Origin of the sequence: Fictibacillus arsenicus (assembly GCF_001642935.1) — a bacterium.
GTDB lineage: Bacteria > Bacillota > Bacilli > Bacillales > Fictibacillaceae > Fictibacillus > Fictibacillus arsenicus_B.
Genome location: NZ_CP016761.1, coordinates 333,921 through 348,706 on the forward strand (window position 1 = coordinate 333,921; position 14,786 = coordinate 348,706).

The 14,786-nt window shown below is 40.5% G+C and carries 16 protein-coding genes; 14 read left to right on the forward strand and 2 right to left on the reverse strand.

Annotation, left to right across the window (positions count from 1 at the left end; translation table 11 throughout):
* Nucleotides 1-206: 206 nt before the first annotated feature.
* From ABE41_RS01905 to ABE41_RS01920, 4 genes are all read left to right on the forward strand, one after another.
* The gene (locus ABE41_RS01905) at nt 207-1,379 is read left to right on the forward strand and encodes an MFS transporter (RefSeq protein ID WP_066285945.1); all 1,173 of its coding nucleotides are present in this window, start codon (nt 207-209) and stop codon (nt 1,377-1,379) included.
* Between the two features lie 93 nt (nt 1,380-1,472).
* Nucleotides 1,473-1,703, forward strand: coding sequence for an excisionase family DNA-binding protein (locus tag ABE41_RS01910; RefSeq protein ID WP_066285947.1), 231 nt, complete (start codon nt 1,473-1,475; stop codon nt 1,701-1,703).
* Nucleotides 1,704-1,781: 78 nt separating this feature from the next.
* Nucleotides 1,782-2,618: an STAS domain-containing protein gene (locus ABE41_RS01915; RefSeq protein ID WP_066285950.1), complete on the forward strand. Its 837-nt coding sequence runs from the start codon at nt 1,782-1,784 to the stop codon at nt 2,616-2,618.
* Between the two features lie 170 nt (nt 2,619-2,788).
* Nucleotides 2,789-3,280, forward strand: a complete 492-nt coding sequence (locus tag ABE41_RS01920; protein ID WP_437435465.1) for a M15 family metallopeptidase — start codon at nt 2,789-2,791, stop codon at nt 3,278-3,280.
* 216 nt (nt 3,281-3,496) lie between these two features.
* Here ABE41_RS01920 and ABE41_RS01925 read toward each other — a convergent pair whose 3' ends face one another.
* Nucleotides 3,497-5,158 carry a glutamine--tRNA ligase/YqeY domain fusion protein gene (locus ABE41_RS01925; protein WP_066285954.1) on the reverse strand — a complete coding sequence of 554 codons (1,662 nt, stop codon included), beginning with the start codon at nt 5,156-5,158 and terminating at the stop codon, nt 3,497-3,499.
* A 161-nt stretch (nt 5,159-5,319) separates the two neighbouring features.
* Here ABE41_RS01925 and ABE41_RS01930 point away from each other — a divergent pair, with 161 nt between their 5' ends.
* The 9 genes from ABE41_RS01930 to ABE41_RS01970 all read left to right on the forward strand — a co-directional run bounded on the left by ABE41_RS01930 (nt 5,320) and on the right by ABE41_RS01970 (nt 13,226).
* Nucleotides 5,320-6,246 (forward strand): dipeptidase, encoded by a 927-nt coding sequence (locus ABE41_RS01930; RefSeq protein ID WP_066285956.1) that lies wholly within the window; start codon nt 5,320-5,322, stop codon nt 6,244-6,246.
* A 19-nt stretch (nt 6,247-6,265) separates the two neighbouring features.
* Nucleotides 6,266-7,285 (forward strand): DmpA family aminopeptidase, encoded by a 1,020-nt coding sequence (locus ABE41_RS01935; protein WP_066285959.1) that lies wholly within the window; start codon nt 6,266-6,268, stop codon nt 7,283-7,285.
* A 100-nt stretch (nt 7,286-7,385) separates the two neighbouring features.
* A complete protein-coding gene (locus tag ABE41_RS01940; protein ID WP_066285961.1) occupies nt 7,386-8,069 on the forward strand; it encodes an SIMPL domain-containing protein in 684 nt (227 codons plus the stop codon).
* An 82-nt stretch (nt 8,070-8,151) separates the two neighbouring features.
* Nucleotides 8,152-8,451 (forward strand): ArsR/SmtB family transcription factor, encoded by a 300-nt coding sequence (locus ABE41_RS01945; RefSeq protein ID WP_253805477.1) that lies wholly within the window; start codon nt 8,152-8,154, stop codon nt 8,449-8,451.
* 17 nt (nt 8,452-8,468) lie between these two features.
* Nucleotides 8,469-9,395, forward strand: a complete 927-nt coding sequence (locus ABE41_RS01950) for an ABC transporter ATP-binding protein (protein WP_066285963.1) — start codon at nt 8,469-8,471, stop codon at nt 9,393-9,395.
* Nucleotides 9,392-10,489, forward strand: a complete 1,098-nt coding sequence (locus tag ABE41_RS01955) for an ABC transporter permease (RefSeq protein WP_066285965.1) — start codon at nt 9,392-9,394, stop codon at nt 10,487-10,489. Before ABE41_RS01950 ends, ABE41_RS01955 begins: the two co-directional genes overlap by 4 nt.
* A gap of 24 nt (nt 10,490-10,513) precedes the next feature.
* Nucleotides 10,514-10,936: a DUF6526 family protein gene (locus ABE41_RS01960; RefSeq protein WP_066285967.1), complete on the forward strand. Its 423-nt coding sequence runs from the start codon at nt 10,514-10,516 to the stop codon at nt 10,934-10,936.
* Nucleotides 10,937-11,296: 360 nt separating this feature from the next.
* Nucleotides 11,297-11,836 carry a sigma-70 family RNA polymerase sigma factor gene (locus ABE41_RS01965; RefSeq protein WP_066285970.1) on the forward strand — a complete coding sequence of 180 codons (540 nt, stop codon included), beginning with the start codon at nt 11,297-11,299 and terminating at the stop codon, nt 11,834-11,836.
* Nucleotides 11,817-13,226 carry a DUF4179 domain-containing protein gene (locus tag ABE41_RS01970; RefSeq protein ID WP_066285972.1) on the forward strand — a complete coding sequence of 470 codons (1,410 nt, stop codon included), beginning with the start codon at nt 11,817-11,819 and terminating at the stop codon, nt 13,224-13,226. Before ABE41_RS01965 ends, ABE41_RS01970 begins: the two co-directional genes overlap by 20 nt.
* Nucleotides 13,227-13,558: 332 nt before the next feature.
* On the opposite strand, the gene ABE41_RS01975 is transcribed toward ABE41_RS01970, so the two are convergent.
* Nucleotides 13,559-14,521, reverse strand: coding sequence for a LacI family DNA-binding transcriptional regulator (locus ABE41_RS01975; protein ID WP_066285973.1), 963 nt, complete (start codon nt 14,519-14,521; stop codon nt 13,559-13,561).
* 92 nt (nt 14,522-14,613) lie between these two features.
* Between ABE41_RS01975 and ABE41_RS20860 the strand changes: the two genes are divergently transcribed.
* Entirely contained in the window at nt 14,614-14,784 is a 171-nt protein-coding gene (locus ABE41_RS20860; protein WP_156774204.1) for a hypothetical protein, read from the forward strand.
* Nucleotides 14,785-14,786: the final 2 nt, after the last annotated feature.

The following is a 14,786-nucleotide window of genomic DNA, read 5'->3' on the forward strand; positions in this document are numbered from 1 at the left end:
TATAAGAATTAAAAACTCCAGCAGAAAAAGTTGATGTTACAGATGTTGATCTCTTTATTGCTGACATGCGAATATATTCTATAAAATGCTAATCTTTTTTAAAAAGATTAATCAGGTGTATAATTTAAGAGTTCAAATGTTGGTGTGAGTCTGTCTGGAGCTATTTCAGCAGACTTTTTTATTTCATACAGCAAGGAGTTTTCAGATTGAAGCACCGAACTTTATTGGTTTATCTTGTCGCTTTTGCCGCTTTCCTTGGTCCCTTTTCACAGACGATTTATGTTCCTCTCATTCCAGAGGTGACAAAAGAACTTCATACTACTTCTTTTTTAGTTAATTTTTCGATTTCCATTTATACAATTTTCTTAGCACTCATGCAGATGGTTTATGGGCCGCTAACGGATTCTATAGGACGGCGGAAAGTAATGCTGGCTGGTATCTTAATCTATTTAATCGCAACTATTGGCTGTTTTCTTTCTGGGGCTATTGAGTCCTTGTTAGTTTTCCGTTCTTTGCAAGCAGTTGGTATTGCAGCGGGTTCTGTTGTTGCTGTAACGGTTATAGGTGATTTATTTGAAGGAAAAGACCGTATTCAGCCCATGGGAACCTTTCAGATGATGGTATCGCTTGGTCCGGTCCTCGGCCCAGTTGCTGGGGGGTTCTTAAGCGGTTCGTTTGATTTTCATATGATCTTTATCGCTTTATTATGTGTTGGGTTGATCGTTTTTGCAGGTAACTTTGTTTATTTGAAAGAAACTAAACCAAAAGAAAATAAGAAACAAAATTTTAAGTTCACAGATTTTATTAACATTCTTAAAAACCGGATAGGATTTTCAGTAATCGGGATCGGATTTATCCAATATTACGCGCTGTATAATTTTCTGGTGTTTTTACCGGGAATCATGAGTGAGCGTTATGGCTTATCTGCAGAGCAAAAAGGACTTGTATTTCTTCCATTATCACTGGGAATTGTTGTTGGAAGCTTCATCGGCGGAAAGCTGCGAAACTTTGACGAAAGAAAAGTAGTTGTAGGCACTGCTTTTCTTAATGTCCTTTCACTATTGTTTTTCATCTTGGTATCAGATGTTTCACTAAGTATGTTAATTGTATCTATTAGTTTATTTGGATTGTTTTTGGGGATGTCTCTGCCTGTGCAGACAGCATTGCTTACACAGGAATTTCAAACGAACCGTGCGACTGCAATTGGCGCATATAATTTCTTTCGCTATATGGAGATGTCAGTCGGACCGCTATTAGGAAGCTTTCTATTCCACATAGGAAGTTATGATTTAGCATATGGATTTGTAGATGCTATCTTGTTATTGTTCGCCTTGATAATGAGCAATCAACTGTTAATGAAACAAAGATCATTTCAATAGATTCGGAATGGCTTTTTCTGGGTATTTTGAATGAGCTTGGTTCTTGCGGTAAGCTAAGGTTAAACAAATGTTAAACAAGGGAAGATAAAAATTATGTACCTTACAATAAAAGAAACGGCAGAATATCTGTCTATGCCTGAAGAGGTTGTCGAAAGTTTAATTCAGCAAAAGAAAATCCGTACAATCTTTGACGGAACACAGCATCTGATTAACAAGGAGCAGTTCAACACACACTTTGAACAGCTTGAAAAATATAAGAAATTAGTAGAGGAATATTTAAGTGAACCGATTCCAGAAGACTGGGATGCAAAGGATGAAGATTAAAGAAACCTAAAAATTGTAAAGACTTCAATGTCGATATATGATAGAGAAAAATGGCAGATTGGGGAGAGTGTAAAAGAAATGCATAGAGACAAGGAACTGCATTCTTTTTTAATAGATAAGACATGGCAAATGACTGAGGAATGGTATGCTTCTATCGATAAAAGCAAAGCTGCGGGAGTCTATGCTTCTACTAATCCCGAAACCATTGCTACACTAAAAAAGCAGAATCATGAATTTCACCTTCATTTTTGTGAAGTCTTTATTAAAGAGGAGACCGAATTTCTAAAGGACTTTGAACAATGGGTAGTCATGATTGCGAAGGATGATGAGCACTTAAATACACCTGTGACCGTAATCATGAAAGAATTCTATAAAGTCCAGAGACAGTATCTTGGATTCGTTAAAGAATTTGTGAATCTTCATGAAGGTAAATATTCTCAGAATGTTGTTGATTCTTGGAACGATGTGATTATTAATACCTTCAATAAAATTGTTACTTGGTTCGTTGAAGAAAACCAAAAGTACAGCGAAGAGAAATTGATTGCACAGCAAGAAATGATTAATGAATTGAGCTCTCCGGTAATTGCTCTCAATAATCATATGGGTCTGCTTCCGTTGATCGGTGTGATTGATACGGCAAGGGCAAAGCTTATTGTAGAAAATACATTAGAGCAATGTTCTGAAAAAGGAATCTCACATCTTTTAATAGACTTATCAGGTGTTCTCATAATTGATACGATGGTTGCCCAGCAGATTTTCTCTTTAATAGAAACGCTCGGATTAATCGGCGTAAAATCTACACTATCAGGAATCAGACCTGAAATTGCCTTAACTGCAACGCAGCTCGGACTCTCTTTCGACCAAGTTTCTGTTAAATCAAATCTGGCACAAGCACTTGCTTCAAAAGAAAAATAATCTTTTTTACTAGACTGGGGTCAAACCTGGTCTTTTTTCATGTCTTCTTTTCATAGATATAGAGTAGGGTGAAACATTTCCAGTACATATACGTTAAAATGAAAATAGAATGCTAGATTCTGGGGGGATTTGCTTCGGTGAAATGGATAATAAGAGTAGTATTTGTGACCTTGTTAGGATTTTTAGTTTTTTTAATTATAGATGAGATGAGAAAAAAGAATGTGCCGATGCCAACTGAGATCCACCCGATCGTTGCTGAAAAAAGAGATCAGCTGATTCAGAGAGCTGCCCAAAAAGGCATTACGATTGTGATAACAGATGATTTCCGTTCAGCTGAAGAGCAGGATGAGCTTTATGAGCGCGGAAGAAGTACGGAAGGAACCGTTGTGACACATGTAGAAGGCGGGGAGTCGTATCATAATTACGGGCTGGCTATTGATTTTGCGCTTCAGTTGAAAGACGGAACTGTGGTATGGGACTTAGAGCGGGATGATAATAAGAATGAAAAGTCAGATTGGATGGAAGTTGTGAGTATTGGAAAAGAGTTAGGCTTTGAATGGGGCGGAGACTGGGTTGGTTTTAAAGATTATCCGCACCTAGAGATGGACTTTGGGTTGAGCATTCGGGAGCTGCAGTATGGTGAGAGACCTCCAGTAAGATAGGACAGACATTGTCGAAAAGCCTATAAATTCATTTGAAGGATCATAATTTTTTTTGAAGGACCATAAAAAATTTTAAAGGATCATAAAAAAATTTGTAGGATCATAAAAAGTTTTGAAGGCTCATAAAAAAATTGAAGGCTCATAAGTTCAATTTTGCTCTCTATAAATCAAATTAAAAAGCAGGTTCCCAGACGGAAACCTGCTTTTTATATGTCATTAAAGTTTAAACGAACTCTTCAATGAAACGATTTGGTTAAATACGATTTTGTCATCTGTTGTATGCTTTGGATCTACGTTGAAGTAGCCGTGGCGGAAGAACTGGAACTTGTCATGCGGTTGTGCGTCCTTCATGTTCGCCTCGATAAATCCTTGTTTTACGATAAGAGAATCTTTGTTCACGTAATCCAAGAATGTTTTACCTTCGCTGTCTTCTTCGTTTTCCATGTCTGCATCCAGAATTAATGGCTCATATAGACGGAACTCCGCAGGAACTGCTTGTGTAGCTTCAACCCAGTGAAGTGTTCCTTTTACTTTACGGCCAGTAAAACCAGTACCTGACTTCGTTTCAACATCATACGTACAATGAAGCTCAACCACGTTTCCGTCTTCATCTTTTATGAAATCTTCGCATTTAATGAAGTATGCATGCTTTAAGCGTACTTCGTTTCCAGGGAAGAGACGGAAGTACTTTTTCGGAGGGTTCTCCATAAAGTCTTCACGCTCAATATAAATTTCACGAGAGAACGGAATCTGGCGTGTTCCCATTTCTTCATTCTCAGGATTGATCTCAGCATCCAGCATTTCAACTTGTCCTTCAGGATAATTCGTAATGACCACTTTAAGCGGATCAACGATACCCATCGTACGAGGTGCTTTTACTTTTAAGTCTTCACGGATGAAGTGTTCAAGCATTGCTGTATCAGCAGCACCAGAACCTTTCGATACACCAACCGCTTTTACAAATTCAACGATAGATTCAGGTGTATATCCTTTACGGCGCAAACCAGAGATCGTCGGCATGCGCGGATCATCCCATCCGTCCACATATCCTTCATCTACAAGCTGTTTTAGCTTACGCTTACTCATTACGGTATTGATCAGACCTAAACGGCCGAACTCGATTTGCTGAGGCTGGCTTTCCATCTCGCACTCTTCCACTACCCAGTTGTAAAGAGGACGCTGGTCTTCAAACTCAGTCGTACAAAGCGAGTGAGTCACACCTTCAATCGCATCCTCGATCGGATGAGCGAACGCATACATCGGATAGATGCACCAAGTGTCACCAGTGTTGTGGTGAGTAGCATGAGATACGCGGTAAATAACCGGATCGCGCAAGTTAATGTTTGGCGAACTCATATCGATTTTGGCGCGAAGAACCTTCTGTCCGTTTTCGAACTCGCCTTTACGCATACGGTCAAAAAGATCTAAGTTCTCTTCAACAGAGCGGCTGCGGTAAGGACTTTCTTTACCAGGCTCAGTTAATGTCCCGCGATATTCGCGGATTTCATCAGCGTTAAGATCATCCACGTATGCTTTGCCTTTTTTAATTAGGAGTACAGCGCGCGTGTACATTTCTTCAAAGTAGTCGGAAGCAAAACGAAGGTTTTCCCATTCGAACCCTAGCCATTCAACATCTTTCTTGATAGCATCAACGTATTCTTGATCTTCCTTTAATGGGTTTGTATCATCAAAACGCAGGTTTGTTTCCCCGCCAAACTCATCAGCGAGTCCGAAGTTAATAACGATCGATTTTGCATGTCCAATATGAAGATATCCATTAGGTTCTGGAGGGAAGCGTGTAACTATTTTTTTGTGCTTTCCGGATTCCAGATCGTTTTGGATGATTGTTTTAATAAAATTAGAAGAACTATTCTCCATCCCATATCAAGCCTTTCCTTATATGTAAACTAAAGTATACTTTACATTATAACAAAAATAATTTTCAACTAAACGTATTCTTTTATTAGATAGGGATTATATTTAACTGCTCTTATCCTTATAATGATTAAAAAATTATCAAATGAACGGTGGGATTACAAATGAATGTCATTGACTTACATTGTGATGCATTACTAAAACTCTGGGAAACAAAGGGGAGTTTGCGATATGTCGATGCACCTGAGCTTTCAACAAATAAAAATAGGCTTCAAAAAGGAAAAGTAAAGGTTCAGTTCTTTGCGGTCTTTGTAGAACCTTTCATACCATCAGATCAAAAGTTTCAGGCTGCTTTAGATCAGATTAATTATTTTTATAGTGATGTCCTCGGGAAAAATCCGGAGATGAAGCATGTGAAAGATTGGAGTGAACTCGCCGCTATAAAAGATGGTGAGATCGGTGCGGTGCTGACGCTTGAAGGTGTTGAAGCGATCGGTGATGACCTAACAAAGCTCAACATTCTTTATCAGCTTGGCGTTCGGCTGATCGGACTGACTTGGAATCATGCAAATCTTGCGGCTGACGGGGCACAAGAACCTCGTGGCGCAGGACTGACCTTGTTCGGAAAAGAAATCGTGCAGTTTAATAACAAACATAAAATCCTAACCGACGTATCCCACCTATGTGACCGTGCATTCTGGGACGTAATGGAAATTGCAAAGTATCCTTTAGCAAGCCATTCAAATTCACGTGCTTTGTGTGATCATCCACGCAACCTGACTGATGAGATGGCAAAAGAAATGTTCCAAAAAGGTGGAGTTGTTCATGTTGTTTATAACCCGCCTTTTACAAAGAGTGAAGGTTCATCCAGCATCTCTGATTTAATTAAGCATATCGATCATTTCTGTGGGCTTGGCGGTGTGAAGCAGATCGGACTTGGATCAGATTTTGACGGAATTGCTTCACATATCGTGGATCTAGAGGACGCTTCTAAAACACAGAACTTAATTAATGAACTTTTAAAACATTATTCAGAAGACGAAGTAAAAGGATTTGCACATCGGAACTTCTTAAACTATCTTCCAAAATAAATACTAGAGGTGTAAGGTAATGAAGGTTCGGGACAGAGGAATATTGATAGGAACGCTTTCTCCAGGGAACAAAAACTGTATAACAGATGTAGATGGTGTAAAGGTCGGTCATGTCACGCTAGATTATCCGATTAATGATACAGATTACGCGTGCACAGGTGTTACGGCAATCCTGCCGCACGAAGGCAGCCCCTTTCAAGAAAAAGTAACCGCGGCCAGCTATGTTATTAATGGTTTTGGTAAAACGACTGGGTTAGTTCAGCTGAATGAACTGGGAGTTTTGGAGTCTCCGATCATGCTGACCAACACGTTTGGCGTGCCGGCTGTTACGCAAGGAACGCTGGAGTACATGCTGAAACAAAACCCTGAGATTGGCGACACGACGGGAACGGTGAACGTCGTCGTAGGAGAATGCAATGACAGCTATCTGAATTCGATCCGCCATTTTCCTGTAAAACCGGAGCATGCGATCGAGGCTATTAGAAAGGCAACGGATGAAGCTGTGGTGGAAGGTGCAGTCGGTGCTGGAAAAGGAATGATCTGCTTTGGTCATAAAGGCGGAATTGGAACCTCTTCGCGCATCGTATCTGAGTACACGTTAGGCTGCCTCGTGCTTAGTAATTTTGGCAAGGAGGAAGAATTTAAATACTCTCATTTAAAAGATGATGAGACAGAGGGGTTATCGGAAACGAGTGATGGCTCCATTATGATCGTCCTCGCGACAGATGCTCCTTTAAGCGACAGACAGCTTTTACGAGTGGCTAAAAGATGCGGGATTGGACTTGGCCGAACAGGCAGCCACTTTGGAAATGGCAGCGGGGATATTGTGATTGCTTTTTCTACCGCACATAAAATCCCTCATTTTAATGAAAAAGAAACTGAAATCCGTACTCAGCTCAGAGAAGATCTTCCTGTGATGAACGAATTCTTCACGGCTGCTGCAGAAGCGGCGGAAGAAGCTATACTTAATTCGTTATCTTCAGCCGACACGACAAAAGGGCGAAATGGACATACTGTTAAAGCGTTTCCTTTTAAATAGCATTTGTCACTATTGTGGCAAATGCTTTTTTTCTTTATCCTTCTTTTATCAACCGCCACCGCATAGTTTTTATGGAATAGAGTGTGAAAGGAGCTTTGCTATGTATTACAGCTACCCGGGGTATCAAAATATGGGGTTTAGACAGCCGAATGACCAAGCAAAACTAAATCGATTAACCGTTACTGGCGAAGGTTCCGTTTCAGCAGTACCGGATCAGGCGATGATAACAATCGGGGTGATTACCGAGAACATGAACCTAAGTACGGCACAAAAAGAAAATGCTGCTAAAACATCATCTGTTATTAATGCATTGATGTCATTAGGTATTTCTCAGCAAGATATTCAAACTTCTTCTTATCGAATCGAACCTCAGTATAACTATGAAAACGGCCAGCAGACATTTCGCGGATATCGTGTCGAACATCAGCTTCAAGTAACGGTAAAAGATATTAGCAAAACCGGACAGGTAATCGACCAAGCTGTCGCGAGCGGTGCTAATTCTGTTTCGTCTATTCAGTTCACTGTTTCGAATCCAGATGCTTTTTACAATCAAGCGTTAACTGCAGCTATTCAAAACGCACAGCAAAAGGCAGTGTCTATGGCGAGGGCACTCCAAGTCACACTCCAGCCTGTTCCGATTGTCGTTCAGGAGCTGTCGCAGCCTCTGCCGCCAACTCCAGTACCATTTCAAGCAGCAACGCTGGCCCAAGGTGCTGGAACGCCGATTCAGCCTGGAGAAAATAAGATTACAGCTACTGTGAAAATAGAATACACCTATAGCTAGTACAGGAATAAATTGACAACCTCTATTGTCGCGCTCTATACTTAACCAAATGGTTAAATATAATGCTGATAATTTGAATGATGTGTTTTCTGTTTTATCAGATCCAACAAGAAGGAGTATTATCGAGCAGCTTTCAAAGGGAGAAAGGAGTGTCCAGGAGTTAGCAGAGCCTTTTGATATGTCGCTGCCTGCGATCTCAAAGCATTTAAAAGTTTTAGAGAATGCGGGTCTTGTAGCGCAAAGGAAAGAGGGGCGTTACCGGTACTACTCTATAAAACCAGATTCGATGGATGGCGCATGCGAGTGGATGGATGCTTTAAAACAGATATGGTCAAGATTTGAAGGTATGTTTGGCTGCAGTAAAAACAAAAGCAGTGATTAATGTTTGGAGTGTGAAAAATGGGGTCTCAGCAAGAAATTATTAAAGTGCAGGGATTGGTTAAACGATATGGAGACTTCACTGCAGTGGATGGCAGTGAGTTTTCCGTACATAAAGGTGAAGTGTTCGGTCTTCTTGGTCCGAATGGTGCTGGAAAAACAACGACACTTGAGATGTTGGTCGGGCTTCGTAAACCAGATGAGGGAACAGCAATTGTTGGCGGGTTTGATATTACCCGTGAGCTCGATAAAGTGAAAGAAGTTATTGGGGTACAGCTTCAATCTACAACACTTTTTGAACTCTTGACGGTTGAAGAAATTCTCCATCTATACGGCAGTTTTTATCGTGAGCACATATCGATTCCAGATCTGATTGAAGACATGCTATTAACAGAGAAGAAGAAAAGCAGGATTAAGGGCATGTCAGGAGGCCAGAAGCAACGTCTTGCAATTGCGCTGGCACTCGTTCATGATCCGCAGATTATCTTTTTGGATGAGCCGACGACAGGTTTAGATCCGCAAGCCCGACGGACGCTGTGGGATATTATTCTGCGCTTGAAAGACCGTGGAAAAACGGTTGTGCTGACGACTCACTATATGGATGAAGCGCATGTCCTGTGTGACCGAATCGCGATTATGGACCAAGGAAAGCTAATTGCGCTCGATACGCCTGGTGAGCTCGTGAAGAATTTGCAATCCGACAGTGCCGTTGAGTTCCGTTTTGATGAAGAAGCGGATGTGGTGCTAGAAGAGATTGAAGCCGTTAAACAGGTAGGAAGCCAGAAGGATGTACATATCCTGTACACGGATGACCTGCAAAAAACGCTAACTAGTTTAATAGCAACAGCTTCTGAAAAAGAACTGAAGCTGGTAGATCTGCAAACAAGAACGGCAACACTTGAAGATGTATTTATTCACATGACAGGAAGAAGGTTACGAGAAGGATGAGAGCATATTACCAACTGACTTTAGCCCAGCTCCGGATTTTCCTTCGAAACCGGCAAGTATTATTTTGGACGCTCGCTTTTCCGATTTTTTTAATGATCATGCTCGGATCGTTCTTAGGGAACGGCAACGGCATCTCTTTGACTGTAGCTGTAGTTGATCAAGACAAAAGTGAGCAGTCGAAGGTTTTAGTGGAGGAACTTAAAAAAAACAAAGCGATTTCAATTGAGAAAAGTTCGAATGAAAAAGAAATGTTACAACAGCTGAAAGACGGAGATCTGCAGCTTGTCGTTACCATTCCTGAAAGCTATGGCAAGAGTGTAGATGCAGGCGGGAATTCCGAGCCGTTCAAACTGCCAGTCTATTATAACGAGACGAATCTAACCGTTTCACAGGTAGGACTGCAGCTCGTGAATAATGCGGTAGATACAATCAGTAAAAAACAAGTAGATTACAAGCCTGCTGTTGTGACAGATTCTAAAGGTGTAGAGGCATTAAACCTCCGTTACATAGACTTCCTTGTACCTGGAATTGTTGCGATGATGATTATGAGCAACAACATGAACGGTGTGGCCGGTCAGATTTCCTCGTGGCGTGAGCGCGGTATTTTGAGGAGGATGCAAGGGACTACATTGAAGGCATCAACATTTATTGCAGCTCAAATAACCGCTCGATTTATGCTGAACGGTTTGCAGGCAATGATCGTGCTTGGCGTAGCCTGGGCGGCATTCGGGATTGAAGTGCGGGGGTCATGGCTGACAGTCGTTGCGTTCGTAACCCTTGGTACTTTAGCATTCATGGCGATTGGTTTTATTATTGCAGGGATTGCTAAGACTCCTGAGAGTGCGGGACCAATCGCTGGATTTCTTTCGTTCCCGATGCTGTTCTTAGGCGGTGTGTTTTTCCCAATAAAAGATATGCCAGAATTTTTGCAGCCAATCGTTCAGATTCTGCCGATTGCTCATCTCAGTCATGCACTGCGTGAAACGATGAACGTCGGGGCGTCATTCATGGATCTTGGAATGGAAGCGATCATTCTAGGCTGCTGGCTCGTTGGAGCATTTATTGCCGCAAGTTTTACGTTTAAGTGGGAGTAATTTCATAGAGAAAGAGGAGAAAAGATGGAGACACAAAACTTTAAAAATCATGCACGCATGCACCCGATTTATCATTATGTGTTGAGTTTGCTGGTAGTTGGGGGACTGATTGCAAGTATCGTTTATCTGTTTAAAGCGGAGGATACTTTTTTAGGTGTTGTTCTTGTAGTAATGTCACTGAGCTTGGCGGTTACATTTGCTCTGCTGCGTTTATATCCATTGAAAGCGCAAGACCGTGCCATTCGTGCTGAAGAGAACCTGCGTTATTACGTGTTAACAGGGAAATTGTTAGACGCGAAACTTACACCCGGACAGATCGTGGCATTGCGTTTTGCACCAGACAACGAGTTTCCTGGATTAGCAGAAAAAGCTGCTGCCGAAAACATGAAACCCAAAGAAATTAAACAAGCGATTAACAACTGGAAAGCGGATCAATACAGAATCTAAGGAAAAAAGCAGGATATAAGATAAAAAACGCGGCTCAACAGGTTGAATGTTACCTGTTGAGCCTTTTTATCGTGTTGATAAATATGAAAATCTGACACCTTGAGCGAAAATCAGTAGGTTAACGGCGGTTCGACAAGCATCTTGAGCGAAAACCAGCATGTTAAGGGCGGTTCGACAAGTGTTTGGAGCGAAACCCAGGCCTTTTTGAGCGAACGTGAAATAAATAAAAGAACACGTACCGTAAAATTGCCATTTACAACATGCAGGATAAACCGATTCTTATAAGGAATAACCGCTTTAGAATAAATTTGAAACTTTTCCCGTGAACAGTTCCTCTAATAGGTGAAAGGAGGCACGGACTTGCTAAATATAAATACGGTAATAAAAGCGATAAATGGAAACGAAGATGCATTTGAACAGCTGATTAAACAGGAAAGCGAAAAGTTATACAGAACGGCATATCTTTATGTCCGAAACAAAGAAGATGCGCTCGATGTGCTTCAGGAAACAGTCTGTAAAGCTTTTGTAGGAATTCATAAATTAAAAGAACCAAAATTCTTCAGTACGTGGCTTGTGAAAATATTAATTCGCACAGCTTATGAGGTGCTTCAAAAGAAAAGTAAAACGGTCTTAACTGGTGAGGCGTTTATACATAGCCTGACTGAAAATACGAGTCACAGCCCTGAAGAGGATCTGGACCTGACTAATGCCATTTCAACCTTGGATCAAAACTATCAAACGGTGATTATCTTATTCTATTTTCATGATCTTTCAATAAAAACGATTGCCGAAAAGATGCAGAAACCAGAAGGGACTATAAAAACTTACCTTCATAGAGCGAAGGCGGAACTAAAAGGTTCACTGGAAGGAGCGGGATCATATGGACAAAGAATGGTTTGATAGAAAACATAATGAAGAATTGCCGAGAGATGAAATCATGAATGCCATTCAAAATGGTATGAATGCAGGCAGAAAGATGAAACGCAGAAACAAAGTGAAATCCGGGGTAAAACTGTCCGCATGGGTCTCAGGAACAGCAGCATCTGTTGTGCTAGCTTCGGGTTTTGTTTTTTCCCCGGTCAATACAGTGTTAGCCGATGTTCCATTGATCGGAAAGCTCTATGAACAGCTGAATCTTGAAATCGGGAAAGAGTTGGCTGCAAGTAACCTAGTAACAGAAATTAACGAAAAAGCTACAAGTAACGGGGTCGATGTTACGGTAACGAGTGCTTTTTATGATGGAAATATTATCGGAGTGACGATTAAAGCTGAGGGTGAAGACCTTTCTTTAGAGGCAATGGATAAAGAACGCAGCCCTGAAACGGGTTATTCGTTAGCCGGAAGTGATCAAGAACAGCTTCCAGGCACAAGAACCGTACTTGAAAAAGTGAAAGACGGAAGTTATGTTGCTGCGCTGGAATTTGAATTGTCAGGTAAAGAATTGCCGAAGAATTATACGTTGCCATTAACGTTTAATCTTATGGCCAACAAAAAAGGTACATGGAAATTTGATATTCCAGTAACACAGCTTCCTATGAAAAAAATAGAATTAAATGCATCAGGAGCTTCAAAAGACGGTGCACACAAAATGGAATTAACCTCGCTATCGATCGGGAAGGCAACGGCGACGCTAGATTTCATGGTTTCCCATCCTGTAGACGGAGTGGAGGAAAGCGTAAATATAAAAGTATTAGACGATAAAGGCAGAAGAGTGGAGGTTCGGGGTGCTGGACGAGCCACAATTGATCAAAATGAATTATTAATAAAAAAACAGAGAGAAACTCAGTTAGGAAAGATAGAAGATGATGCTGAATATTTAATGGTTTATCCTGAGGTGGTAAGAGACGAAATGCCTATAATAGAACCATTAAATCAATCATTTCCTTATGAAGTCAGTAGCCTGAACGGTGTTTTTAAGGCAGTTGTCCGAAATATTGAAAAGAAGGGGAACGAGCTGGTTATTGATTACGAGATTGTGAGTAGTAATAATGAGAAAATAAAAGAAGATTGGTACAAACAGTTTGCTGATGGCATCAATTTAATTCAAACTTCTAAAGTTATCAAAACAGATGATCTTCAGCCACAATATAATCTTTTATCAGATAGTCCTGATTCATTTTTAGTTATTAATAAAAGCAAAGAGCTAGAAAAAGATCACTTCCGAACAACGTTTAACCTAGATAGAGTAAAGAATTTTAATATTGATGAGTATTCCTTAATGCTGCCATTTGGTAATCTGAGTAAAGATGAAAGAATTAAGCTCGAACCGATAAAAGTACAAATAAATTAATAAAAAGAGTGACCCAAGAGTATTTTTTTGTACTTTGGGTCTCTTTTTTTAATCAGCGCCTTTCATTATAGTGCTTTAAACATGTTTGGGAAGTGAATTTGGCAGACTGGAGGGTCTCGGAGCAAGCAGTTTGAGCGAAAAACTGCACTTTAAGGGTGGTTCGACAAGCATCTTGAGCGAAAATCAGCATGTTAGGGGTGGTTCGACAAGCGTTTGGAGCGAAACACGACAATGTTTGAGCGAACGTGAATAAATAAAAGAACACGTACCGTAAACTAGCCATTAAACTCATAAAAAAGAACTAACTCAACTAATTTGAGTTAGCTCTCCTCTTAAACAGTCTCTCGCTCAATCAACTCAACAGCGATTTCTTCATGTGAAACGGTCTCTCCATCCATGGCTTGAAAAAATAGCTTCCTTCCAACTTCAACAAGCGGTATCTCCAGTGTCGTAATATGCATGACTTTCGAGATAGGCTGGTTATCGAACCCCATGATCGCTAAATCTTCAGGGATAAAGATACCATGTTCCTTGCAGCACGTTAGAATTCCTGCGGCAACCTGATCACTCGTAACGAGGAGAGCGGTGGGACGATCTTTCATCTGCACCAAATCGGTTACAACCTTTTCTCCGTCTTCAAAATTAAAACACCCTGAAAATATGAAATCGGGATTGTAGGTTAATGAGTTTTTCTTTAAAAAGTCTTTGTAGGCTGCATCTCTTTGCTCGCTGTTCGTTCCAGACTGCCTTCCAATACAATACCCAATCCGTGAATGTCCTTTTTGATGAAGATAATTTAGAGCTGCAGAAAAACTCTTATAATGATCAACAAAAGTAGAGGAAATATTTTTTTCTCGCGCATCCTCACAAAGGACAATCGGTCCGTATTCAATAAACTCCTCGATTACCCTCCAGTCACAGATCCTCGAACAGATAATAAGCGCATCGATTTGCTTATCCTTTAACATGGTCAAAGCTTCGATCTCTTTTACTTCCTCATAATTCGTTTGGATCAAAACTAGTTTGTAGTTATTATTTAAAGCTGCATTCGCTATTCCTTCAATAAGCAATCCGAAATAGGGATGGTTTGAGAAGGGAACGACAACTCCGACCAAAAAGGTTTTTCCTTTACTTAAATGGACCGCATTAATGTTCCGCTGATAATTGCACTTTTTCATAGCTTGTCTCACTGCTTCGGCTTTTTCAGCACTCACATATGGATAGTTGTTAATGACTCGTGAAACGGTTGTTACCGATACTCCAGCCATTTTTGCGATATCTTTTATATTTGCCATACTCAGACCTTCTTTTATAAAAAAGTTTTTCTTGCTTTGAAACGCGTTTCATAAATTATGCTCGGCTTATATAGAAAAAGGAGGAATAAAACATGGTGATTTTAGCAGGTATCATGTGTTTGATTTTCTTGTGCGGATCTATCGTTATTTTGTCATTGTTTCCGATTTCTCTGCATGAAAAAAGTGGTTTTATAAATAAGAAATCAGAAAGAGAAGATGCTTTCAGCTATTTGTTTGATGTTTATGGCAAATCACACTTCTAAAT